A 24,993-nucleotide genomic window follows, 5' to 3' on the forward strand; every position below is an offset into this window, starting at 1 on the left:
CACCGCGGAGAGACGTCGGTTCGTGTGCCGGCTTAGGCTGGATTTTTGACTGCGGCTGCAACTTCCGATCTTGTACGGCAATTGTGCTCGACAGCTCACCGCCGCCGGCGTGCTGAAGATGCTCGACGCCGCTACCCATCACGTCGCCGCTTGCGTCCAATCGGCGAGAGCCTGCCTCGACGCCCGGCGCCTCGGCCGCCTCTGCGACTGCATCGGATGGTGGGCGTATCCTTGACGCTGATTCGGATTCGGCCACCCGTCGTTTCAATGGTGGGCGGTCCGATTCGGACCGGCTCGCGCCAATCCCGAGATCCCTCCTGGCTGGCCAATCATCCTTCAGTCGGGACATGAACTGATTCCTACCTCTCCACGCTCTCAGTGCATCCTCTGAGTCTGAAACGGAGCCGAGGATCCTGTCCAGATCAATTCGCGATTCCAACGAGGACGGTGCCTCCGCGGCTGCCGCCTCCAGCTCCGGCTTCGAGATCGGAGTCTGCTCTCTGGGCGTTACTTCGTCACGACCGTGGCTAAGGAGGTATTCGAGCCCATTATCGCGATAGACGGCGAGCCACCGGCGCACCGCAGCTTCGCTAAGACGGAGCGCTGACGCCACCTGAGGAACGGGATCGGCCTCCCCTTTCACGGAAAGGACCCTGTACAGCCGAAGACAGACCAATCTTCTCGCAACCGTAGGATCCTGTTGGTCCGCCGCGAGCTGCGCCAGTTCTTTGGACGACTGAGTAATGGTGACGTTTTCGACAGCCATGCGTGGTGCCCACTCCTGGGCCCCGCCCGGGAATCGGCGTTCGTGGCGATTCAACTAATTCTGGGGCTCAGCCGCGGGTATTGCGCGTGGACGCCGGAACCCGAGCGACCCTCTGTGAGAAATCGGCGAAAAGCACGCTGACTAAACCGTTTAGAGCCACCGTCTCGCCAATCCCGGAACGAGGGCGGGCCTTGAGCAGGGGTGCGAGATCATGCAAAAGCAGCATTTGGCTATCATGAGTGGATACGGAGCTCCCGGTCCGAGGTCCACAATGAATGCGGACTCTTCAAAAACCCATTTTTGAAAGCAGAAAAAAGCAATCTTCAAAGCCAGCAGTGCACGGCGAGGGTGAGCATTTTCGACGTTTTACCAGTTGAACAACCGGTCATCTTCCCACCGACATGAGCGCTATGAACGCGGAAGCGAAGTTGAAGAACTGGGGGCTGACGATCGTGCTCGGAGCCATCGTCACCCTGGTACCGGTCGCCAGAGCCCAGGTGAGCATTAACGAGCTCATGCCTGTGAACTCGTCGACGCTGTCGGACTCGGACGGCGATCTGTCAGACTGGTTTGAGCTTTTCAACGGCACACCTGAGGCCGTCAACCTTCAGGGGTTCCGGCTCTCGGACGACGCCGCCGGCCTGGATAAGTGGATCGTGCCGGACCTGCCGCTGCTGCCGGGTGAGTTTCAATTGATCTATGCGTCCGGCAAGGACACCGCCGGCTACGGCGGAGCCTGGGAAGCAGTTGTCACGAAGGGCGATGTCTGGCGATATCAACCGGGTGTAGTCGAACCGCCGCCCGAGTGGACCGATCCGGGTTTCGAAGATGCGGGCTGGCTTGAGGGACCTTCAGGAATCGGTTATGGTGACGGCGACGATGCAACCGTAATCCCGTCGACGCTTTCGCTCTACGCCAGAATTCGGTTTGACGTGATCAATCCGTCCGCCGTGGAACTCGCCCTGTTCCACATGGATTACGACGACGGCTTTGTCGCGTACCTGAACGGAATTGAGATCGCGCGATCGAACCTGGGCCAGGCGGGCATCCGGCCATCGAATACGCAGCCCGCCACGACCTTCATCGAACCGCGAAGTGTCAACGGTCTGCCACCGGAGCGGTATCGAGTCAGCGGAATCGCCACTGCAATCAGGGCCGGCGAAAACATCCTCTCGGTACAGGTTCACAATTCGTCATCGGGCTCATCCGACCTTACGTGCATCCCGTATCTGACGCTGGGCCTCGCCTCCACGACCGGCACGCCTCGTCCACCCGCCGCCGAAATCGAAGGCGACTTCGAACGGGAATTGCACACCAACTTCAGACTCAGCTCGCGCGGTGAGGCCCTGTACCTCACGAACCCCGACGGCCAGCTCGTTGACTCTGTCCGCTTCGGTCCCGCCCGCCCCGACGTTTCCCTCGGTCGTCAACCGGACGGCACCGGTCCATGGTATTTCTTCAACGCGCCGACGCCCGGCCAGCCGAATTCGACGACCGCGTATCAGTCGATCGCGGAACCTCCGATATTCAGTCACCTCGGCGGACGCCACGCAGGCCCGCTGATCCTGACACTCACAGCTGCACCGGGGCTCGAGATCTTCTACACGACCAACGGGGCGACACCCGGACTGCAGAGCGTTCCATACGGCGCACCAATATCGATCAACCAGACGGAAGTCGTTCGAGCACGAACCGTCGGTGCCGGTTTTCTGCCCTCGGAGGTCGTTACACACACGTACATCCTGTCCGAAAACGCAGCGTTGCCCGTGGTCTCGATCTCAACCGACCCACGGCTGCTGTGGGACGGAACCACCGGCATCTATGCTTTCCCTCCCGACGATCAGGCATCGTGCCCGAACTTTCCCCACTTCTGCGCCAACTTCTGGGAAGACCGTGAAATAGAAGCCCATATCGAGATCTTCGAACCTGGTGGCGCCACCGGACTCAGCGCCGGCACGGGCGTCACCATTGTTGGCGGCTGGTCGCGAGCGTTTCCACAGAAGTCGCTCGGACTCTTCGCGAGGGCCCGGTACGGGAACCGCGACTTCGCATACGCCCTGTTTCCAGATCGCCCGTATTCGTCTTATCAGTCATTCCTGCTGCGCAATTCCGGGAATGACTGGGACGCGACACTGCTTCGCGACGGCTTCATGCAGGCGCTGGTGGCGGGAGCTGACATCGATCGAATGGCGTACCGGCCTTCGGTCGTGTACCTGAATGGGGAGTACTGGGGAATCCACAACATCCGGGAGAAGATCAACGAGCACTATGCCGCGGCACTCGGTAACATCGACGCCGACCAGGTAGACTTGCTGGAGCTCAACGAAGACTATCCGTCGAGTAGTCCGGGCGTTGTCGGCGGCGACACGGAGCACTTCGAGCAAATGCTCGCGTTCGTTGGCTCCGCGGACATGCGCAGCGCCGCATCGTTCGAGACCGTTCGAACGTTAATCGACATAGATAACTTCATCGACTACCACATCACACAGATATTCGTTGGGAATACCGATTGGCCCGGCAACAATGTGAAGCTGTGGAGACCCCGAACGCCCGACGGACGATGGCGGTGGATCCTGTTCGATCTTGACTTCGGATTCGGCCGCTGGAACCCCGCCAACTATCAGCACAACACCCTGGCTTTCGCGACCGAAGCGAACGGACCAACCTGGCCCAATCCTCCGTGGTCAACGTTCTTGTTCAGAAGGCTCCTGGAGAATTCGGCATTCCGCATCGAGTTCGTCACGCGGTACGCCGATTTTCTGAACGACTACTTCCTCGAGGGTTCCATGCTAACGGTGCTGGACTCGCTTCAGGGCGTAATCGATGCCGAGATACCCGACCATGTTGCGCGATGGGGCAGAACGTATGCGGGCTGGCGCGCTGACGTCGACAACATGCGCTTCTACGGCAGAAATCGCTCGGCCGCGGCAGAGGGACACCTGCGATCGTTCTTCGGCCTTGCGAGCCGCGTTTCGTTCACCGTGGACGCGACGGGCGGAGGCTCCGTAGTCGTGAACCGATTGCCCGTCGACGAATTTCCCTGGACGGGCCTGTACTATCCGACGATACCCGTTGCAGTTACCGCCATACCGCTCCCGGGATATCGTTTTGCGGGCTGGTCGGGTACTGTCGAGAGCCAGGACCGGACGATTTCCGCGAATCCACTACGACCCGTTTCTCTTCTCGCCAGCTTCGAGGCCGCCGTACCGCAGGAGTATCAGATCCAGATCAATGAAATCCAGTACAATGCTCCGGCCGACATGGATTCGGACGACTGGATCGAACTCGCCAGCGAGGAAACCCAATCGGTCGATCTCACCGGGTGGACGTTCTCAGACGGTGCGGGCAACACGTTCAGTGTGCCGGCCGGCAGCCTTATTGAACCCGGCGGGTTCCTGGTCATCGTTCGCAACCCGGCGACTTTCTCCGCCGTGTATACGGACGTCAGCCCGATGATCGGCGGATGGACATTCGGTTTGAGCAACGGCGGCGAGTCGGTCTCCCTCCACGACGACGCAGGATTTCCCGTTGATTCGCTCACCTTCTCCGACCTGCCACCGTGGCCCGCTGAACCCGATGGGGCGGGCTCGACACTGGAACTTGTGAATCCTCGCGCAGACAACCGCCTGGCGTCGAATTGGCGGGCGTCGACCGTTCGCGGAGGCACACCCGGCAGGGCAAACAGCGTGCTAGTCGGCACCGAGGCCCGGAGTCTCGTCCCCGAAGAATACAGGCTCGGCGTACCGTTCCCCAATCCCTTCCGAACCTCGACAACCATCAGCTATGGCGTACCGGCTGCGGGCCGAATAATGATTCGGGTATTCGACACGCTCGGTCGTCAAGTGGCGACCGTCACGGATGCGACAAAGTCGGCCGGCTATCACTCAGTGGCCTGGGACGCTCGCGGAGTTCCTGCCGGCCTCTATGTGGTGCAGATGACCGGTGCCAACGGAGAAATCAGGTCGATTCCCGTGGTGCGAGTCCGCTAGGCTGCGCCGCGCCAGCGATTCGCATAGGGAACTGATCGAACAAAGCCGCCGGTCGACGCCTCGGTCGTCAGGCTTGTCCGTCATTTTCGGCGGGTGCATCCCGACACGGTGACGGGAGAATCGCTGTCAGGACGGGACGCTGTTACGGGATACCATGACATGGTTATCCTCACCCAACGGCAGGTATCCGTGGAAACTCTCGAAAAGGAACAGGCCGAGGTCATCGCCTCCGTACCCCCCGACTTCCCGCGCGGCGTCAAACTTCTTCACGACCCGGTTCGCAACAAGGGGACGGCGTTCACAGAGGCAGAACGGATCGCGTTGAACCTGCGAGGGTTGCTACCGCCCCGCGTACACACCCAGGAGCAGCAGGTCCGGCGCGTCATGGAACAACTCGCGGCAAAATCTTCGGACCTGAGTCGCTACATCTACCTCGTATCGCTGCAGGACCGCAACGAAACGCTCTTCTATCGCGTGATCACCAATCATCTCCGTGAGTTGATGCCCATCGTGTATACGCCGACCGTGGGTCTCGCGTGCGAGAAGTTTGGACACATCTTCAGGAGACCTCGTGGCATCTACATCTCAGGGAACGACAGGGGCCACATGGATGCGATCCTTAACAACTGGCCGCACGAGGATGTCAGGATTATCGTGGTTACCGATGGCGAACGCATTCTGGGGCTGGGCGATCTTGGCGCCGCCGGAATGGGAATACCCATCGGGAAGCTGATTCTGTACACCGCATGTGCCGGGATCCATCCGACGAAGGCACTTCCTGTAACGCTGGATGTGGGCACAAACAACGAGAGCCTCCAGCGAGACCCTCTCTACATCGGCCTGCGGCAGAAACGTTTGACCGGCGCCGCATTCGACGAGATCGTAGAGGAGTTTATCACCACCGTTCATCGGCGTTTTCCTCATGCCGTCGTGCAGCTGGAAGACTTCGCTAACCACAATGCGTTTCGGCTTCTTGACAGGTATCGAAACGACTATTGCCTCTTCGATGATGACATCCAGGGAACCGGTTCGGTGACGCTGGCAGGTCTGTTGGCCGCGACACGTTTGATCGAGAAGCCGTTGACCGATCATCGCTTTCTCTTCCTCGGCGCAGGCGAAGCAGGTATCGGAATTGCGGACTTGATCTGTGCAGCGCTGAAGGAGAAAGGTCTTTCAGATGAAGAGGCTCGAGCGCGGTGCTGGTTCTTCGATTCAAAAGGCCTCGTCGTGAAGAGCCGGACGAATCTCGCAGACCACAAGGTGCCCTACGCCCACGCCCACGAACTCATCGACAATTTCGAAACGGCGGTGCGCACCCTCAAACCGTCCGCGCTGATCGGTGTCTCCGGAACGCCGCGCACGTTCGGGGAGAATATCCTGCGTTTGATGACCGAGATTAACCAACGGCCCATCGTATTCGCCCTGTCGAACCCGACGTCAAAGTCGGAGTGCACGGCACGGCAAGCCTACGAATGGACCCAGGGGCGAGCGGTTTTCGCCAGCGGAAGTCCGTTTGATTCGGTGGATATCCATGGCCAGGTATTCGTGCCGGGCCAGGCCAACAATGCGTACATCTTCCCCGGTGTCGGACTCGGAGCCATAGCTTCCGAGACACGCATCATCACGGACGAGATGTTCTTCGTTGCGGCGAAAGCGCTGGCGAATGAGGTGTCACCAAGGGATCTTGCCATGGGCCGCGTCTACCCGTCTTTAACCAGGATTCGGGACGTCTCGGCGAAGATTGCGACGGCCGTGGCCTCACTGGCATACGACGCAGGACTGGCCGGAAAGGCCCGACCAACAGATGTCGAGACGGACATTCGGGGTCACATGTTCGAGCCGAAGTACCAACGATATGCGTAGATCGTCTGAAACCGACCCGTTCCGACCCGACAATCATTAAAGAAATCAGGAGATCCTGAAAACCGGATAACTGTCCGTCTCTTAAGGAGTGCACTTCTAGTCACGCACTTCTGACTTGGTGGACTAGATTCGGCCTGGGAAACCGATTCTAGAACTTGAAGGTCCGGGTTTGGTGGAACCCGGGCCTTCTCTATTTTACGCAGCACCGTAGCGCCAGCGAATTACGGAACCTCGCACGCAGCGCATGCGCTCTTGCAGCCTTTCGTGGACCGTGCTCGATCGCTCTCCGATCGAGCACCGTGGGCGCCGCGATGATCTACGCCACGAAAGAACTCCGCAAACACCTAATCGGTCGCTGTCCCAATGCCTTTTGTTGACCTTCGCAGCCAGTCGGCTGTTCGAACCCAGGACGAACTGGTTCGTCACCTCAATTCATTCGAACTCGATCTCAGGTTTTCAGCCGGGATCTGGTTCTTCTCCCCATTCGACAGCCGTTTCCATGACAAGTACAAGCCTGATATAGAGCTTGAACAGCGATTTGAGATCGCCGCCAGTCTGAAAGAGTACGGCCTCAGCGCCCTGGAGGCGCACTACCCCAACGAAGTCAACGAAGACAACCTGCATCTGTGGCAGGCATTCGAGCGCGACACCGGGATTCGCCTGCTGACCGTCATACCGCTATTGTTCTACGATCCCCGGTTCGAATTTGGATCTCTATCGAGTCCGATCGAGTCGGCCAGGCGCGCGGCCATTGATCGCACTGCCCGATCTCTCGCCCTCGCCAAAGAGGTGGACGCCGACTTCTCTGTCGTCTGGCCTGGCATCGATGGCTATGAGAATCCATTTGGAATCGATCTTGCAGCCATGCGTCGCAGGTTCGCCGAAGGACTTGCGGAAGCCATGGATGCGTCACCGGGTGTTCGGATTGCATTCGAACCAAAACCGTACGAGCCGCGTGGTCGCATCATCTATGGTCTTACACCCGAAGGGGTTATGCTCGGGCACCAGGTAGAATCGATGCTTACCAACGAGGAGAATCGGCGCCTGCTCGATGATGATCACAAGCTCTTCTGTATGAATCCTGAAATCGGCCACGTGCTCATGGGCTTTGAGGATCTCCCCTATGCATTGAGCTGGCCTCTGTCGGAAGGTCGCCTGGCGCACATTCACTGCAACGCTCAGCCCCTGGGTAACTACGACCAGGATCTGAATGTCGGCGTGATAGCCCCCGAACAACTTGAGGCAGGCCTCTACACGTGCAAGATGCATGGCTATTCGGGCTACTTCGGGATCGACGTGAACCCGGAGCGCATGCCGGTCGATGTCGCGCTCAAGAATTCGATGGATGCGTTGCGATCTGCCAATGACAGGATCAACGGCCTGGATCACGAGCGCATCATTGACGCTGCCGAGAACCCGCACAAGCACCGCGGGTGGCTGGAGGCGTATCTGATCCGGGCACGGGCGCCAAAGACGACCAGCCTGCCGCCCATCGAGGAAGCACTCGCAAGTCATCCGACGGCTGGCAATACCATCAGCTAGAAGCGCCTCCTTTTTCTGATTCGTGCACCGGGCGACAATGATCGCTGAGCGAGGGGTCAGTTGAAGATGAAGCCCTTTCGACCGGGTCCGTGAGAAGAGGGCACGGCGTCGAATGGCAGCGAAGTTGATCGAAGCCGGGGGTTTGACGCGGCAAAGGACAACTCAGATGAGTCAGGTAACGAGCGGATCCAGTGGAGGACGATCACCGAAATGGCATATTTCCTTGGCATAGACGTATCGACAACGGCGACAAAGGCCCTGTTGATCGATGATTCGGGTGCCGTCGCAGCCACTCATTCGGTGGCGTACGGACTGTCAACTCCGCATGCTCTCTGGAGCGAGCAAGACCCATCCGACTGGTGGACGGCCGCTGTCGAAAGCATCCGGGGTGCTATGATCGCGGCCTCGGTTGCGGGGGACGAAATAAAGGCCGTTGGACTGACCGGGCAGATGCACGGGCTGGTTCTGCTCGACGATCGTGGTGAAGTGCTGCGGCCAGCAGTTTTGTGGAACGACCAGCGTGCAGGTGCCCAGTGTTCGCAAATACGCGAACGTATTGGTGCGGAACGCCTTATCGCCGCCACCGGCAATGATGCATTTGCAGGGTTCACGGCGCCGAAACTCATGTGGGTTCGGGATCACGAACCCGACGTGTACGCGAAGATCGCTCAGGTCCTGCTACCGAAAGACTATGTCCGCTACAGATTGACGGGACAGTATGCGACCGACCGGGCCGGCGCCGGAGGAACGCTGTTGTTGGATCTCGCAAGTCGCGACTGGTCCCCGGAGATCCTGGAGGCACTCGACATACCACTCGACTGGCTACCTCGTACGCATGAGGGTCCCGACATCACCGGAGCGATTTCGAGGGACGCAGCCGAAGCGACTGGTCTCGCGGCCGGCACGCCCGTCGTGGCGGGCGGCGGCGATCAGGCTGCGCAGGCCGTAGGGGTCGGTGCTGTAGAGCCCGGGGTCGTGGCGTTGACGCTGGGCACCTCGGGCGTGGTATTCACCTCCTGCGATGCGCCGACTGTCGACACGGAAGGCCGAGTTCATGCGTTTCCCCACGCACTGCCAGACACCTGGCATGTGATGGGTGTCATGCTTTCCGCGGCCGGAAGCCTGCGCTGGTATCGAGATGCACTCGGAGGCGACGCCGACTACGACCAGCTACTCGCAGAAGCGGAAAGCGTACCGCCGGCGTCTGACGAACTCTTCTTCATGCCGTACCTCTCGGGCGAACGGACTCCTCACGCGGATCCAAACCTCAGGGGCGCGTTTGTTGGCCTGACGCTTCAGCACGACAGAGCCCACCTGACTCGATCAGTCCTCGAAGGTGTCGCCTACGGACTGCAGGACAATCTCTTACTGCTAAGTCGCGTGGGAGTGCAGAAGCCGAGCCAGGTCCGGGTTTCGGGCGGTGGCGCCCGAGGCCGGCTGTGGAAGCAGATACTGGCCGACGTGATGAACGTCGAGCTCGTTTCGGTGCAAACCGAAGAAGGAGCAGCCTACGGCGCCGCGCTCCTGGCAGGCGTGGCTACCGGAGCCTGGGTTTCTGTGGTAGACGCGTGCGAGCAAACCATACACACTACCGAGTCGGTGACGCCGGACGCAACGGCCGTTTCTGTCTATCAGGAGTCACAGGCCCGTTTCCAGCAGCTGTACCCGATTCTCCGGCCCTTCTATCAGCCGAGCTAGTCAGGCAACACGAGCGGAAATGCCGCCAACGCCATCCCGCCCGGACTTGCGTCAGTCGATGGTCTCGACGATGTGACCCTCGAAGAGTGCCAATCGCTGCACAACCTGCCCGTCCGCGTCGATCATGAGGAGCTCCGAACGCTTGTGATGCAGGATCTCACCACCCAAGCGTTCCTCCGACTCGTGAACGACGAGCTGAAAAACGTGAGACCGGTCCGTCGAAGGCAGGACTTCGCTGCCGCTCCTGGCCCACCCACCAAGGTTCTTGAGGGACGTGCGCTGCGACGCTCGCTGAGGATCAGACACCACGTGCGCTATGCTGGGGCCTGATGGCGTCGAGATATCGACCACATACTCAACAGGACGCGTGGACCAGCCGCCGATGTGAACCTGCTTGTCGCCACATACCATCTTGTGCGGCTGGAAGTCCTCGAGCACAACTTCGCCGGCAAACTGGATCCCGTCCGACCCGAAGCGTACCACTCTAAGTACGTGTCCGCTGACTGATCCCGTCGAAAGACCGGCCCGGAGTTGGTAAGCGAGATAGTCAGATCCTACGCAGTAGTAACCATCACTGTCTGCACGCGAGGGATTAGCTACTGACAACGTCAAAATAGCTGCGGCCACAGCCGCCGACATCCGCGAACTACGACGAGAAGTCGGGATCGATAGAAGACGAAATGTCACCCGGGTCCGTACCCACGACGGTGACAGTAACCTGATTTCCATACGACGCATTTGTGGCTACGATTACGAATTGGCTTGGACTGCTTGATCCGTCGACCGTGGCCTGACCATTAAGGTTGGAATAGGCGCCCGACGATGTCGTCGAGAATCCCAGAAGCTCCAGTGTCGCTCCACTCCAATCGCACGTCGTGGCGCAGCTGTTGTTTCCTCCGCCGTACACACTCGACTTCAACATCCATGCCTGCGCTGATGTGGCAATGTCGATTGCGTCGTCGACCAACGCGTCCATGTTGGTCTTCTTGCTGTTCTCGGAAAACGCCTGTAGACCTATCACGACGGCCATACCGACGATTACGATTCCCAGTACGAGAAGAAGTAGCTGCTGCTGACCCATTAATCGCGGCGCTCCAAGCTGTGGATGGTCCTTGAGATGTGAGGGCACCCCTGGGAGGAGTATCGGCCTTTCGACCCCCCTGCGAAAGCCCTGCCATCACCCACGATCGGGCTGATACGCCGGCTGGTGAGCTTCTCCGTTTCGCCAAACGCTCAATCTTATGCCAGAAATCAGAGTCCGAGCGCTATAAAGAGTGACATTCCTCGCCGATACGATGAAGGTGCGAGTCCGCGCAATTGCGCGCGACACCCTTCTCTCATGCGCCAAGGTACTCGAAATGACAAATCAGACGGCTCCCGAAGGACGCGGCAAGTGGACCAGAATTCTGTCCGCTGCGAAGATGGCATGGCCCGCAGTTTTTGTTTTCTTCGTGTTCGACCTTTCGGTCGACCCGAACGTGTCGGTGCTGCGTTCAGCCATCGGCCAGAACAATAACAACTCGCCTCAACTCGAGATTGTCTCGCTCGACAATCTCCACGATGGGCTACCGGCCTATGATCTGTCAGGAGAATCCGCTGATTCCGACCATATGTGGTTTGGGGTGGAAGAAACTGTCAACCGATTGAGCGCCGCAAATTCGGGCCTTGCCGACCTCGGCGGCGGCTGGTCAGGACATTTCGCATCGATTCTGGAAGGCGACGTCGATAATTCCTGCTGGTCTGCATATGAGGTCAACCTTCGACTCAGTGAAAATGGAACGGAGATCTCCGGACCTGGGAGCTACGTGGTGGACCCATCCGTGTGCAGCAGTCACGAGAAACCGGTCGTTGCGTTCTTCAGCGCGAGCGGTGAGCGCCATGGTGACCAGGTGAGCCTCGCCATCGTGGACGACGCCAGCCAAAAAACGACTCTCCTGTTCAACGGCGTGATAGCTGGCGAGAACATTGTAGGCACGTTTTCCCTGCCTAACGGTGCGCCGGCATCAGGTACGACGATTCTAACGCTTCTCGATCCCGAGTCGTGACCGTTCCGCGCTACACGCGCACGAGGTACTGGAACTTAAAGAAGAACTGCCGCTCACTCAGGCGCACGCCGTAGGGGTCGCCAAACGAGTCGTAGTCATGCGTCGAGCCGACGTAGAACGCGGTGAAAGGATTGATCTTGTACGTGACAAGAGGATCCAGTTCGAATCGTTCGCTGAAGTCGTTGTATTGCGTGACGAGTCGCACGAATAATCGTCTCGTAAACTGAAGGTTGACCCGAGTACGAACTATAAAGCCGCTGAACACCTCCTCCCCGCTTGCCTCTTCGTCCAGCGATGCATAGGTCAATGACGGCTCGAGCACGAGTCGCGAGATCGGCTTGATCGTCCCCCAGAATTCGAGATCGAGGGATCGACCCATCACCGGAGTCTCAAGATTCCGTGCAATGCTCCGCCCCACATTCATGAACGCACCGAGTTTTACGGGATCGGAGAAATTCGAGTTCACATTGACGCTTAGTCGACGTAATCCCTGGAAATCCTCTCCCCGGAATCGCTCGTCACTCCGAACCAGCCACCGGATGCCAACGTGGGTTTGAGCCTTGAGATTGATGTTACCTTGCAGCCACAAGAATTTGTCTTTCCGAACCCCGTCGAAATTCCACCAGTACCCTGTGACGATCGCCGGCATGATGCGTTCGACGATCCCATCGAAATAGAACGTGTAACCCGTCCAGAGCGTCGTCCGATGGAGGTTATTCTGCGTAATGAAGCCGTTGTCGGCGCGGAAGGTCGGGCTCGTTGCCGCATAATCCAGATCAACATTCCAGTGTCGTGCGCTCCGCTCAAAACTGACCTGTGATGCAAACCCGCTAAATGACTCGCCGTCGAGCCGGGCTGTGTGTTTGCCGGAGTCGAACGTAATGTCGCTCACCGATTCCGACAACTCCGCGCTGTTCGGTTCCGCGGTATGGCTCCCCACGAACTGGAGTTCGACGGAGTAGTTGTTCGACAACCGCAGGCGTGAGTCAAGACTGACCGTCGTACCCGAGCCGTTATCGTCCGTAAGCCGCCGGTCCGTGATAAGCGCTCCCACATGCGAACTCGATCCAAACGATCGCCTCGCTCTGATGATATTGCTCACGCTGCGCCCCGCCTGAACAAAATCGCTTTGCTCCTCAAACGGCAGGATCAGCGGAGAATCCCGGTCCACGCCTCCGATGTAGCCGACGCTCGTCCGCCCATACCGAGCCGTCACTTTGCCCGACGCGATCGGATTGTTGATGGAGCGTGTGTAGACCGTCGGTACCCATGTCTGGAACAGGTCACTCCCCTCCTGGAAGAACGGCCGTCGCTCCTGAAAGAACAGCGCAAACGTGGTGTTCACGTCGATCTGGGCCGCGTCGGCTTCAATCTGACTGAAATCCGGGTTAACAGCCACATCGGCCGTCAAATTTGCTGAGACGGCGTACTTGATGCCGAGTGATGGGTCAGCGCTGAGCTTTCCGTTATCAATGCCATCCGAGGGGTCGCCTGACGATCGAAGAGCCCCGGCCTGTGAGCCGGTGACAGCCGGCAGCAGTTCCAGGCCGCCACCACCCGACACACCGCGAATTCCTGTCAAGGTCCCGAACTGACAAAACCAGCACGGATCATCCCGATTGATGGCGGCCCATGTGTACTGGCCACGACTCTGACGAGGATGCGTAATCCAGAATGTCATGTTCCAGTCTTGCACGTCTCGATCGGGGAATCGGAGACTTCGAAAGGGAACCGCCATCTCGACCTGGTAGCCCGTCTCGGTCACTCGTCCGTCTGACGAGTACACAATGTTGAACGTATCATCCTCCGGGCCATTGTTGACAATTCTCGTATCGCCCTGGATGCCGAGCGGATTAGCCGCGATGAAATACGCCCACGCATTATCGCCGTACGTATCCATTATGACACCCACATAGTCGTCCTGAAATATTCGATCGCGATCGCTCAGGTTGGCGCGCACGGCGCCGGGGTCGTCCCGAATGATGAATGCGAAGTAGATGCTTTCATCGTCGTAGGTGGTCCAGGCCTCGATATCGATGGGAGGCTTTGTCTGGTCTCCGGGGTAGTTCTGGGCGAAGTTCACAGCGCGTGCTGCATTTGCCCAGCCGGGATCGTCTAGATCGCCATCAATCACGATTGGGCCATCCGTTTTCGTCAAAGCCAGAGTCGGCTTGATGTTGGGGGCGAACTCTGCAGACTGCTGCTCTCTACCTGGAGGCATCATGGTCTGGCCTGTTGAATCGCCCACCGGGAAACTGAGCAGCACGAGGCAGATGACGAAGGCCGTGAGATGGCTTTGATCCCGGCCGAGAGCGGTCGCGTTCATGATTGATCGGGGACTACTGGAGAGCGACCGATTGATGTGATCGCCATCCGGCAAATGAAAATGGAGCGGAATCCTCGCTACGGGACGGCCACGCTTCGGTTGCACAATCCGAGGGCATTTCCGCGTCTGAATGGCCCCATGGACCTCCCTTGAGGCCTGCCTAAAGCGAATCCGCGTTTGCCCGATACTAAACAGACGTGATTGGGGCCTCCCACCTCGATCCCCGGATCCGTCTTCCAGTCAAGGATCACCCATGAAAAGCACTACGGAATCATCCCGTTCAGCAACGCAAAGAGTGCTGACAAACATTGGACGGTACATCTGCCTTCCGGTGTTGTTGCTGATCGCTGTCGACCTGGCCGTTCCATCGGAGTATTCGCTCGTGCGCGGGTGGATCTCTCCGGCCAACCAGACGATCTCGCACGACAGCGCGTCGGCGGACCAGGCAGACAGCGACCACGTATTCTTCGGGCTGGAGGACGCCCCGTCCGTGGCACTCGAAGGCAGTGCCGAGTCTACATCGCTCGGCTCCTGGACCGGCAGCTTTGACGCTTACGCTGCAGGCGAAGCCGATGAGGCATGTTGGTCTCCGATGAGCGTGAGTCTTAACCTCACGAACACGGGCGGACAGGTTACGGGGTCCGGAAGCTACTGGGTCGATCCTGCCGACTGCAGCGTGCACGCCGACAGGTTTCAGGTTTTCGTCAAAGTCTTCGGTGCGCGTCGAGGAGGTCGCCTTTCGCTGCGACTGCGGGACACCGGACACGGCGACGTGATCATGACATTCGATGGACTCATCATGCCCGAACGAGTATCCGGCTGGTTTTACTCGCCGGATGCCCGACCGGCGTCAGGTCCGGTCACACTCAAGCCGACATCGAGTACCGGGTAACAAACACATGTGTAAAGGAATTCCCTACGCGCTGTGGGGGATTCGTCATAATTGTTTGAAGACTGAACTCTCCCGATATTGTGGTGTTCGAGCGGACTAGTTGCGCCAGGTCCGGTTTTTCCCCGCCAATGATCCTACGAGATGTCGCCATCCACCACCGATAGCTCCGAACAAATAGGTGCTGTCCGATCCGACTCCCCTTCGAGGAATTCAGCCGCGGGCAAACCTGCCGATGGCCGCGCTGCGAAGGAAATAATCACTCTCGACCAACACGTCGTCGAGATTGTCAGTGACGCGGGAGAAGGTGCGCAGAAGGCCGGCCAGGCCTTCGGCACGATCTCTGCGAAAATGGGCAATGGCATCTGGACGGTGGAGATTATTCCGGCCGAAATTCAACCGCCTCCGCGTAATGCAGCTGGAGCGAGCGGTATCCGAATTCGGGTTGGCTCCTCCCCGATCACGAACTCCGGCGACGCTGCAGATGTTGTCGTGGCGTTCAACGAGATGGTCCTTACAGGCCGTCTTGAGTCCGGTGCGTTGAAGCCGGGATGCATCGTCCTGATCGAGGACAAGTGGCGAGAGCACGCAGACCCCGAGATCGCTGCCTCCTACGTCCAGGTGTACGACCGGATGATCAAGGAAGGCCTCCGCGTCTACGAGGTCCCCATGGAAGTGGTGACACTGCAGCATGTGGACAACCCGATGCGCGGTAAGAACATGTTCGTTCTCGGCATGCTGTCTTACCTGTACGACCGTGAACTCGAGCTCGGTCGAGAACAGATTCGATTTGTATTTGGCCGGAAGGGAAAGAAGATCGTCGACAACAACGTAGCGCTGCTGGAAGCAGGATATGAATGGGGACAGGAGAATCTGGATTTCCAGTTTCGAATCCCTTCAGCCAAGATCCTGGGACCGCAGATCGTATCCAACGGCAATGTCGCAATCGCGCTTGGCATCATGGCCTCCGGGATGGATGTGTGTGCGATGTATCCAATAACCCCGGCTACGTCGGCGTCTCACCACCTGAGTGAGATCTTTGAAAATGTGGGCGGCGTAGTACATCAGGCTGAAGATGAGATCGCCGCCTGCGGCTTCGCGATCGGCGCGTCATACGCCGGCAAATGTGCCGTTACCATTACATCCGGTCCGGGCATAGCGCTCAAGACCGAATTGCTAGGGCTCGCCGTAATGGCCGAGATTCCGCTGGTAGTCGTAAACGTCCAACGCGGCGGACCGAGCACGGGACTGCCGACAAAGGTCGAACAGGGAGACCTGCTCGCCGCATTATTCAGCACGCACGGCGACGCCCCGAAAGTCGTGATGGCTCCTGCTACGATTGAGGATTGTTTCTATTCAATCCTGACCGCCCGAAAGATTGCAGAAACGTTCCGAATGCCGGTTCTGGTCCTATCAGACGCGAACCTGGCCACTGGCCAGCAACCCTTCCCGAGACCTGAGTTCAGCCGGGACTGGCTCGCACCTCCGATCGACCAGAGCGCATTGCCCGAGGGTACGCCTCCGTATGACTGGGATGAGACGACCGGACTTTCGCGCCGGATTATTCCTGGTCAACCCGGCGGCATGTTCACGCTGACCGGACTGGCCCACAATCGCATGGGCAAGGTCGCGTACAACCGTGGCGCCAATCAGGAAGGCGCCCGAAGCAGAAGCCTGAAGCTGGCGGCCTTCCAGAAGACCTTGAAGACGCCTGAGACATTCGGCGACGAGGAAGGTGACGTGCTGGTTGTTGGCTGGGGCAGTACTCAAGGTGCAATCCACGAGGCAGTATCGCGCCTCCGAAAGGACGGTGCCAGCGTGTCATCGCTCCACATCAAGTTCTTGCAACCGATGGCCTCCGGCATCGGTGAGATCCTGAAACGGTTCAAGAAGGTGATTGCTGTCGAAATCAACTACTCCGACAGCCTTGAAGACGAACTGATAGATAGCGACAATCGCAGATATTCCAATCTTGCGTTCCTCCTCAGGGCACGGTATCTCGTTGACGTAGACTCCTGGTCGAACGTACACGGCGAACCGCTGCAGCCCGGTCGCATCGAAGCTATGCTCCGCCAACTAGTCGAGGCCCAATAGGGACCCACTGCCGATGTTTGGCCTGAACACCTTGAGCTCGATCGAGATCGACGAGCCGCAGTACAACCTTTCGGACTATCAGAGCGCCGTCCCGCGCTGGTGTCCGGGCTGTGGCGACAACGCCATACTTACCGCCGTGCAGCGTCTCTGTCGTGACGAACAACTGCCACCGGAGAAGACCGTGTTCGTCTCGGGCATCGGCTGCTCCAGTCGCTTCCCGCACCACATGGGCACGTACGGATTCCACGGACTCCACGGGCGCGCACTTCCGATCGCCGAAGGCGTCAAGATCCGACGACCGGACCTGAATGTCTTCGTGAACATGGGAGACGGCGACTGCTGCAGCATCGGCACCGCCCACTGGATCCATGCGATCCGGTACAATATGAATCTCGTCGTTCTCGTTCACGACAACCAGATTTACGGGATGACGAAGAAGCAGGCCTCGCCAACGTCACCCAAAGGCCTGAAGACGAATACGACACCGCACGGCTCATACACCGAACCTCTCAACATTCTGAGCACGACGCTCGGTGTCGGTAACGTTTCGTTTGTCGCCAACGCCGTCGAATGGATCCCGGACCTGCTTTACCAGATCATTCAACAGGCGTTTCATCACAGAGGATTGTCGTTTGTGCGAATCGCACAGCGGTGTCCGCACTTCATGCCTGGCTTCTTCGACGGATTCATGACGGACCCGAACAGGTGTCTGCTGCTCGAACATGAGAACGGCCTCCAGGTGCCAGAAAACCTTACGAAGGTCTATCAAAAGCGAGTGGATCACGACCCGTCCGACATCAACAGAGCTCGTGAAGTTGCTGCTATGTCGGAAGCGGAGCCCATCGGGATTCTGTATCGGAACGATCGAGTCGAGTGTTATGAGGATTCTCGTCGACCTCGAAAGGCGTTCTCGGTCGAGGCCAGAAGAGAGGCTATCAATCTTGAGTTGGACAAGTTTGCCGTCCACGTAGGCAGTCGAAACGGCCAGAACCTTGAGCAAGACGCTTCACACAGCGCAAACGGTGAGAGCGGCAGCTGACACCGCTGATCCCAACACACAGGCAGCAGATCAACTAGGTGCCATCATTAAGATGGTATCCAGGTGCTGCGATGCGTTTATCGCCAGTGAACCGGTAGCCGAAACTGCAACCGCGCTCTGGAGCGAGATTGTCTTCGACACGCCGGGGCGCAATGTCGGAATCCCGATCCCGCCCGTCACCGCGACCGACCATTCCGCCGCCCTGAACGAAGCGCGAGTACTCGCTGCGGATGGCCTGCGCGTCGCAGTGATGGGAGCCGGAGTCGCTACCGGCGCAGCTCCCGACCTGGGACCGTTCGTCAGCTATGTGGTCGACCATCATGATGGCGACGCATCGATCGCGGAGCTCGAGTTCATCGCGCGTTCTCCGCAGCAAGCCGTTGACCTGGGCATCATTGCGCACATGGCTGCTGAACTCTCCCTCTGCCCTGTTACGGTTCGGCTCGCCATCGAGGACGGCATCGCTCGGTTTGACACGATTAACATCCCTGACGCTGCGCTGCTGAGCCATCTGCTCGGCACACCGTCTGACGAAATCGACAGTCCGAACGCGTACCAGAAAACGGCGTTTGGAACTCGCCGCCGACGTGTCCCCGAGACACGCCCGGCAGAGCTGGACGCAGTCCAGCTCATTCACGACGCTCCGGCGCTCCTCTCAAAAGCGATTGCGGCATTCGAGTCCGCCACGGGCAGATCGTACACGCTGGAAGCACGAGATGACTCGGATGTCGATCATCACGCCGGCGACAATGAAGTAAGGGCCCTCCTCGTCTCGACCCGCGGCTATCGAATTGCGCGTCGCATTGCGGAGATCTCGACTATTGACGGTGCTTGCGCCCGGGTCGTCGGCGATCCAAGGGATCGATCGTTTGATATCTTCCTCGGATCGGCTTCGGAGACGAGCCTGGCTGCAGATGTGCTGTTGTGTCCCGGTGCCGCTCGGCGAGAACTTGAGCACCTGTTCGCGGGAATCCGTCCCGGTGGCCTGGCACTTTTCGAATCACAGTCTAGCGATCCTGAAGATCTCTGGTACTCGCTCGGCGAATCCTCGAGACAGACGGTTCGGGATTTGCGACTGCGGCTGTTCGCTACGCCGACGCAGCGTCTGGAATCAGCACCCGGAATCGGATTTGAGGAGATTGCCGCGTCCCTGCTGATCGCTGTCCGCGCCGGCACATTGCCGGACAGCCCCACCATTTCGGGTGACGGCTCTGCGAGTTCAAACGGCGAGTCGCCGCATGATGCGGATACGGTTACGGATGCAGCATTTCTCGAAGTCCCCTGGCACGACTTTGAGGATGGTCCGGATTTCTATTCCGGATCGGCCGGTCTTCACATGGAACGAGAAGAGGCATCCGTCGCATCCGACGAAGTGAGACGTCAGCTGCTCGCATTCCATCACACCGGGCGCGACGTCGGAGTCAGGCTTGACGATGCCGGGCTCGTACCTGCACAGCTTTACGATTATGTTTCCTCGCCATCCGTCCGTGGCCCGTATCCCGTGCTGATCCCGGTCGATCATTCGGGTCCCGAACTGCCACTGGCAATCATCATGGATGGCCTGCTCGGGGACGAAAGCGCCGGCTCACAGGGCGAGCGTGAGTCACTCGTTCGAAAGTTGGAGGTCGCCGTTCTTGCGGAGTTCAGTCAGGACCCGGAAGCACTCCTTTCCGAACTGTGGAACCGGGCGGAGAACCGAATCCTCGCTACCGTTTCTGACGATGACGCGAGCGACGCCCAGCGAAAGCAATTGAAGGAATTGAGATCGCTTGCGCCGGACGGACGCCTGCACGACCTCGGACGCGCGACGATGATTCAGATTCTGAAGCGCACGGTCGATCGCGAGTGGGAAACGATGTTTGCTCCGATCAAGGAAGACGCGGAAGGCCTCGCAGTCATGATGGAGGAATTTCTCAGAGCCGACTTTGGTGGATCCGAAGAAGGCCGCGATCCAGAACATCTGCGTGCATCGGTTGGCAAGGGCTATGCGGACGCGCTGGACTTCGAAGCGCTCTCGAAACTGGTCGAAGAATCCAACGTCGCCGAGCGGATGTCCACGAGCCAGCGCACAAGGCTGGAGTCGGTGTCTGACGATCTCCGGGCGCTGCCGATCAAACTCGCTCGCGCCCGACAGAATGGGACCTTGTCGGGAACAGAGGGGCTCACCCAGGCGGTCGCACGCTCGCATGAAAATCTCAGGACGCTGGCCGCCTTGATCCGGGCCATTAGAATTGCTCTGCTCGAATCATCGGGCAGCTACAGGGAAGAGTTTCACGATTCGGTCTTCGATCAGTTTGGTGTTATGCATCTCACTGACGAGGAGCGTTCCGTGTGTCCGCCATACATCGTCGATCTTGGTCCGTCGTCAACCCTGTCCCGCACCGCGCGTGGTGCGCTGATGGAGCTCCTGGGCTCCGATCTTCCGATAAAGATTCTCGTGTCGATAGACGACATTCCGAGCGGGATACGAACCGCGTCAGAGAAAGCCTCCTCGCTTTCGGTCGCCGCAGATATTGCCATGCAGGCAGTAGGTCTCGGGCGGGCCCATGTAACGCAGTCCCCGGCCTCGGAGTTAACAGCCTTCATCGACAGTGCCATGTCGGGCACCCGGTACCACGGCCCGGCGCTGTACTCAATCTGCCAGGATCTGTCGACGACACTTCACGACAAGGACCGGTACCTTGCATCGGCCGTTGCACTGGAGGCGAGGGCGTTCCCGATTTTCACGTTCGATCCCGCCCCGACAGATTGGGCAGACCGATTCAACATCGCCGCAAATCCAGCCGCAGACCAACCCTGGAGCCGTAGCGAAATTACCTACTCCTCTCCGCAATCGAGCCGGAACACGCTTTCAACGGCATTCACTTTCGCTGACTTCCTGGCACTCGATCCGAGGCATACCGACCACTTTCGCATGATCCCGGGCGCCCAGTGGCAGCCGGAAATGATTCCCGTCGAAGATTTCATCGACATCGACGAGGCTTCATCGGCCAACCGAATACCCTACATCTGGATGGCTGATGAGCGGGGTCGGATGCAGAGAGTCATCGTCACGTACCCGGTGACCGATGCGGCACGGGCGGCGCTGAGGAAGTGGAAAACGCTGCAGGAGCTGGGAGGCGTTAAGAGCTCACATGCAGAGCGTCTGATCGAGGCGGAGCGCGCCACGTTAGACGAGGAGCGACAGAATTCCATTGCCGAAGCCGAGGAGAAAGTCCGAACGGAATTAGACAAAGCGACCGGGACGCTGGCCCGGGAAATTGTGGCAAACATCGCGGCAGGCTTGCTCGGTCTACGTCCGACGGGCGACGCTCTCCAGGCATCGGCAGCCGCGCCTCAGGTAATGCCATCGGACCCGACAGATGTGATCGAAGAGGCGGCCGAGGTCGTTGAGGCAGAACCGGCCGCCGTGGTGGAAGAGGAAGAGGAGGAAGCAATCACCCTTGACGAGCCGTACATCGAGACGCCACGGTGCACGTCCTGCAACGAGTGTACAAACATGAATTCGCGGATGTATGCGTACGATGGTAACAAGCAGGCGTACATCAAGGATGCATCAGCCGGATCATTCCGCGAACTTGTGCTTGCAGCGGAGAAGTGCCCCGTGAGAATCATTCACCCAGGAAAGCCTCGTAATCCCGACGAGCCGGGACTTGAGGATCTTATCCGGCGCGCACAACCCTTCCAGTAGAGTCCATGGACGCTCTGATCGCTGTCGGATTTCTGGCCGGGCTGAGCGTATTGCTGGCGATCGTTCTCGCAGTCGCCCATCGAAAGCTCTGGGTGTATGAGGATCCGCGGATCGATACCGTCACCGACATGCTTCCCGGAGCAAACTGCGGGGCGTGCGGACTGCCGGGCTGTCGCGCGTTCGCCGAGAAAGTAGTCGAGGGCGACATCCAACCGTCGGATTGCCCGGTTGGCGGACCGGATTCGGCACGTTTCGTTGCCAACTTCCTGGGGATCGACGCCGGTACGGCAGAGAAGAAAGTGGCGCGCCTTCTCTGCGCCGGTGGCCGAGATGTTGCACTGCAGGTTGGCGAGTACGAGGGCTTTTCGTCGTGTCGTGCTGCGGCCACGATCGGCGGCGGGTTCAAGGGATGTACGTTCGGCTGCCTCGGACTGGCCGACTGCGAGGTATCGTGCACGTTCGATGCTATCACTATGGCTGACAATGGCTTGCCGGTAGTTGACCTGGAGCTTTGTACAGCCTGCGGCGACTGCGTTCGCGCGTGCCCGAAAGATCTTTTCGTGATAGAGCCCGTGAGTCACTGTCTCGTCGTGCAGTGCAAGTCCATACTGGAAGGCGAGGCGGCGCTCGCGCAGTGTAAAGTCGCCTGCACCGGCTGCGGGATTTGCGCTGCCGACGCACCCGTCGGATTGATTTCGATGGAACACAACCTCCCCGTAATCAACGATGAAAACATCGGACTGCTGACGCCGATCGCCACGCTGCGCTGCCCCACCGGAGCTATCAAGTGGATACCGGGCCAGCAGTTCGCGGAACTCAGTACGACGAAGACCAAAAGCCCGACTGCGTAATGTTGATTCCCGGCAAGAAGAAGAAGGCAGACACCGCTCCATGGCCGGGTGTTCGTTCGGCCGTTCCTGCGTCCGAGGCCCTTCAGTCTGCTGAGCTGCAGGCCGGCTCCTCGGTCCTGTCGACGTTGCGCGTGAAAGCAGATAGCCGGGCAGTCGGCAATCTTGCGCCCGCCGCAGCGATCGGTAAACTGATCGGACAATCATCCGCCGGGATGCGCTCGACCGGTTTCCTCAAAGGCACCGAATTCGCACAGGTCCAGTCTGCCGTCTCACAGTCCGCCGGCAATCACGTTCCGTTCACCATACACCACGTTTGTACGCCGAGCGGAGGACACGACGCTTTCTTCGCGATGCGAGACAGTGGCTGTTTCCTACTGTTTGCGACCAACCTGCAGGAAGTAGTGGACTTCGGTTTGATAGCCCACCGCATTGCAGAGCATTCCCTCTTGCCGGGTATCTGCAGCAACGACGTGTTTGGTGAATCAAACGAAGTCATGACGGCCCGACTGGTCGAGTCGGGCCTTGGGGCCGACTTCCTTGGAAGCCCCGACGACATATTGACCTCACCGACGCCTTCGCAGAAGATCCTGTTCGGCGACACGAGACGACGCGTACCCCGGCTGCTTGACGTCGACCGCCCGATCGGCATGGGTGCACGCCTCGATCGCACCGCCGGTTCAAGAGCACTCGCCGGCCAGGGTGTATACTTCTTCGACCATGTTCCGTCGATTGCGGACGATGCCTTCGACGAGTTCGCTCGCCTCACCGGAAGGCGCTATCAACCGGTGTCCGGATACCGGGTGAATGATGCACAGTACGTGGTCGTCGCCATCGGAGCGGTGTGCGAGTCCCTTCGGTGGGTGGTCGACCAGGAGCGAGCGCAAGGCCGCAAGGTCGGGCTGGTCGTGATTCACATGTTCCGACCGTTCCCCGGCGCCGAACTGTGCAAACTGCTGCAGGGCAAGAAAAGGGTCACCGTGCTCGAAAGCGTGCATCGCGCGTTTGCCCAGAATCCTCCAATTGCCGCCGAGATTCGTGCGTCACTTGATCGAGCCAACGAGAACGGCCTGTACGACGAAGGCACTCTTCCACACGCGGAGTATCCGCGGTTTGCGGTTTCCACGGACCGACCGGAATTGTACTCGGGAATCACCACAGCGAGCGACAATGTGGGAGTGGAAGATCTGGCCGCGCTCGTGGCCAACATGCTGCCCGCCGCCGCAAACGTCAGAGCGTTCCACGTGGGCGTGCACTTTGAGAGCCCGGAGACGCGACTGCCCACGCTTGAGCGCCTGAGTCAGCTCCTCGAGAGCGCGTACTCGGGTATCGGACGACTGGGGCTGGCGGGCACGAGGGGAAAGTCGAGGAACGAACGCTCCGGATCCGCTCTATCTATGCATGCAAGCGCGGATCAGAATCTCGACATGATCGCGGCGGCCTTGAGCACGGTTATCTTTGACGTTCACGGATGGAGTGTTGGGTGCCGATCTACACAGGCCGTGGGTGAACACAGATTCGAGCCGTCCGGATGGCAGGTCCGACACTCGTTCGGTGAAGAGAAACCACCGCCGCCGGGCACTGTTTCCGAACTCGTGGCCGTGACAGAGCTCCATGCACTGGCCGACGATCGGGTGCTGGCCTCCCTCCAGCAAGACGGCGTGCTCATCGTGGCTGCCCCGGCGGAGGCGCACGAGATCTGGAAGACACTGCCCCAGCGAACAACCCGGTCGATCCACAACAAACACCTTCTCATCAAACACGTTGATGTTGAGGCCATCGCCACCTCGCTCTCGACGGACCGGTGGATCCAGCGTCAGCTGGCGGCACATGCACTCGCGGGTGCAGCCGTCGCCTCCTACCCACCGCTGTCGCAGACCGAACCCGGTGCGCTGGTGACGGCCTATGGTGTCAGCCTCAAGCAGCAGTTGCCGGTCGGAGACCATCTGCTCGATACATTCTTGCAGGCCTTCGAGCGAGGTTTCAAAACCGTCTCCGTGATTGAGATTGAGCCGGCAGCCGACGCCGGCATCGCGGCCACAGAGCTGCCGGCGCCGTGGACCGTTCGCGAGGTACCGGTCCACACCGAATCGGTGTACGATGCAGGTCGCTTCTGGAATACCGTCGGACACCTTTACGAGACGGGCCAGACCGACAAGGCCCTCTCCGATCCGTATATCGCCACCGGCCTTGTTCCGGCACG

Annotated in this window: 15 protein-coding genes; 11 read left to right on the forward strand and 4 right to left on the reverse strand. The window is 59.3% G+C overall.

The features are described 5' to 3' along the window. Positions 1 to 766: hypothetical protein (locus HKN37_00055; GenBank protein NNE45029.1), on the reverse strand; the 766-nt coding region annotated here is incomplete at its 3' end. A 401-nt stretch (positions 767 to 1,167) separates the two neighbouring features. Between HKN37_00055 and HKN37_00060 the strand changes: the two genes are divergently transcribed. From HKN37_00060 to xylB, 4 genes are all read left to right on the forward strand, one after another. Then, on the forward strand, positions 1,168 to 4,755 hold the full coding sequence (locus HKN37_00060) for a T9SS type A sorting domain-containing protein (GenBank protein ID NNE45030.1): 3,588 nt from the start codon (positions 1,168 to 1,170) through the stop codon (positions 4,753 to 4,755). Positions 4,756 to 4,914: 159 nt separating this feature from the next. Then, positions 4,915 to 6,618 carry an NAD-dependent malic enzyme gene (locus HKN37_00065; protein NNE45031.1) on the forward strand — a complete coding sequence of 568 codons (1,704 nt, stop codon included), beginning with the start codon at positions 4,915 to 4,917 and terminating at the stop codon, positions 6,616 to 6,618. A gap of 363 nt (positions 6,619 to 6,981) precedes the next feature. Next, entirely contained in the window at positions 6,982 to 8,160 is a 1,179-nt protein-coding gene (locus HKN37_00070; protein ID NNE45032.1) for a TIM barrel protein, read from the forward strand. Positions 8,161 to 8,370: 210 nt separating this feature from the next. Then, positions 8,371 to 9,858: a xylulokinase gene (xylB, locus tag HKN37_00075; protein NNE45033.1), complete on the forward strand. Its 1,488-nt coding sequence runs from the start codon at positions 8,371 to 8,373 to the stop codon at positions 9,856 to 9,858. Between the two features lie 51 nt (positions 9,859 to 9,909). On the opposite strand, the gene HKN37_00080 is transcribed toward xylB, so the two are convergent. Together HKN37_00080 and HKN37_00085 are read right to left on the reverse strand one after the other, a co-directional pair. Continuing rightward, on the reverse strand, positions 9,910 to 10,485 hold the full coding sequence (locus HKN37_00080; GenBank protein ID NNE45034.1) for a hypothetical protein: 576 nt from the start codon (positions 10,483 to 10,485) through the stop codon (positions 9,910 to 9,912). 19 nt (positions 10,486 to 10,504) lie between these two features. Next, a complete protein-coding gene (locus HKN37_00085; protein NNE45035.1) occupies positions 10,505 to 10,939 on the reverse strand; it encodes a hypothetical protein in 435 nt (144 codons plus the stop codon). Positions 10,940 to 11,216: 277 nt separating this feature from the next. Here HKN37_00085 and HKN37_00090 point away from each other — a divergent pair, with 277 nt between their 5' ends. Beyond that, entirely contained in the window at positions 11,217 to 11,903 is a 687-nt protein-coding gene (locus tag HKN37_00090) for a hypothetical protein (GenBank protein NNE45036.1), read from the forward strand. 10 nt (positions 11,904 to 11,913) lie between these two features. Here HKN37_00090 and HKN37_00095 read toward each other — a convergent pair whose 3' ends face one another. Further along, complete coding sequence (locus HKN37_00095) at positions 11,914 to 14,229, reverse strand: carbohydrate binding family 9 domain-containing protein (GenBank protein NNE45037.1); 2,316 nt, start codon at positions 14,227 to 14,229, stop codon at positions 11,914 to 11,916. Positions 14,230 to 14,482: 253 nt separating this feature from the next. Between HKN37_00095 and HKN37_00100 the strand changes: the two genes are divergently transcribed. The 6 genes from HKN37_00100 to HKN37_00125 all read left to right on the forward strand — a co-directional run. After that, the gene (locus HKN37_00100; GenBank protein ID NNE45038.1) at positions 14,483 to 15,121 is read left to right on the forward strand and encodes a hypothetical protein; all 639 of its coding nucleotides are present in this window, start codon (positions 14,483 to 14,485) and stop codon (positions 15,119 to 15,121) included. Positions 15,122 to 15,262: 141 nt separating this feature from the next. After that, positions 15,263 to 17,212: a 2-oxoacid:acceptor oxidoreductase subunit alpha gene (locus HKN37_00105; protein NNE45039.1), complete on the forward strand. Its 1,950-nt coding sequence runs from the start codon at positions 15,263 to 15,265 to the stop codon at positions 17,210 to 17,212. 13 nt (positions 17,213 to 17,225) lie between these two features. Next, positions 17,226 to 18,251: a 2-oxoglutarate oxidoreductase gene (locus HKN37_00110; protein NNE45040.1), complete on the forward strand. Its 1,026-nt coding sequence runs from the start codon at positions 17,226 to 17,228 to the stop codon at positions 18,249 to 18,251. Beyond that, a complete protein-coding gene (locus HKN37_00115; GenBank protein ID NNE45041.1) occupies positions 18,205 to 21,942 on the forward strand; it encodes a hypothetical protein in 3,738 nt (1,245 codons plus the stop codon). Before HKN37_00110 ends, HKN37_00115 begins: the two co-directional genes overlap by 47 nt. 5 nt (positions 21,943 to 21,947) lie before the next feature. Then, complete coding sequence (locus HKN37_00120; protein ID NNE45042.1) at positions 21,948 to 22,793, forward strand: RnfABCDGE type electron transport complex subunit B; 846 nt, start codon at positions 21,948 to 21,950, stop codon at positions 22,791 to 22,793. Further along, the coding region (locus HKN37_00125; protein ID NNE45043.1) for a hypothetical protein at positions 22,793 to 24,993 on the forward strand (2,201 nt) is incomplete at its 3' end. The genes HKN37_00120 and HKN37_00125, both read left to right, overlap by 1 nt.

The organism is Rhodothermales bacterium (assembly GCA_013002345.1).
Taxonomy (GTDB): domain Bacteria; phylum Bacteroidota; class Rhodothermia; order Rhodothermales; family JABDKH01; genus JABDKH01.

Excerpts from the sequence above, each read along its gene's own strand:
- HKN37_00060 (NNE45030.1), top strand. The coding sequence starts at position 1,168 with ATGAGCGCTATGAACGCGGAAGCGAAGTTGAAGAACTGGGGGCTGACG.
- HKN37_00065 (NNE45031.1), top strand. The coding sequence starts at position 4,915 with ATGGTTATCCTCACCCAACGGCAGGTATCCGTGGAAACTCTCGAAAAG.
- HKN37_00070 (NNE45032.1), top strand. The coding sequence starts at position 6,982 with ATGCCTTTTGTTGACCTTCGCAGCCAGTCGGCTGTTCGAACCCAGGAC.
- xylB (NNE45033.1), top strand. The coding sequence starts at position 8,371 with ATGGCATATTTCCTTGGCATAGACGTATCGACAACGGCGACAAAGGCC.
- HKN37_00085 (NNE45035.1), bottom strand. The coding sequence starts at position 10,939 with ATGGGTCAGCAGCAGCTACTTCTTCTCGTACTGGGAATCGTAATCGTC.
- HKN37_00090 (NNE45036.1), top strand. The coding sequence starts at position 11,217 with ATGACAAATCAGACGGCTCCCGAAGGACGCGGCAAGTGGACCAGAATT.
- HKN37_00095 (NNE45037.1), bottom strand. The coding sequence starts at position 14,229 with ATGAACGCGACCGCTCTCGGCCGGGATCAAAGCCATCTCACGGCCTTC.
- HKN37_00100 (NNE45038.1), top strand. The coding sequence starts at position 14,483 with ATGAAAAGCACTACGGAATCATCCCGTTCAGCAACGCAAAGAGTGCTG.
- HKN37_00105 (NNE45039.1), top strand. The coding sequence starts at position 15,263 with ATGTCGCCATCCACCACCGATAGCTCCGAACAAATAGGTGCTGTCCGA.
- HKN37_00110 (NNE45040.1), top strand. The coding sequence starts at position 17,226 with ATGTTTGGCCTGAACACCTTGAGCTCGATCGAGATCGACGAGCCGCAG.
- HKN37_00120 (NNE45042.1), top strand. The coding sequence starts at position 21,948 with ATGGACGCTCTGATCGCTGTCGGATTTCTGGCCGGGCTGAGCGTATTG.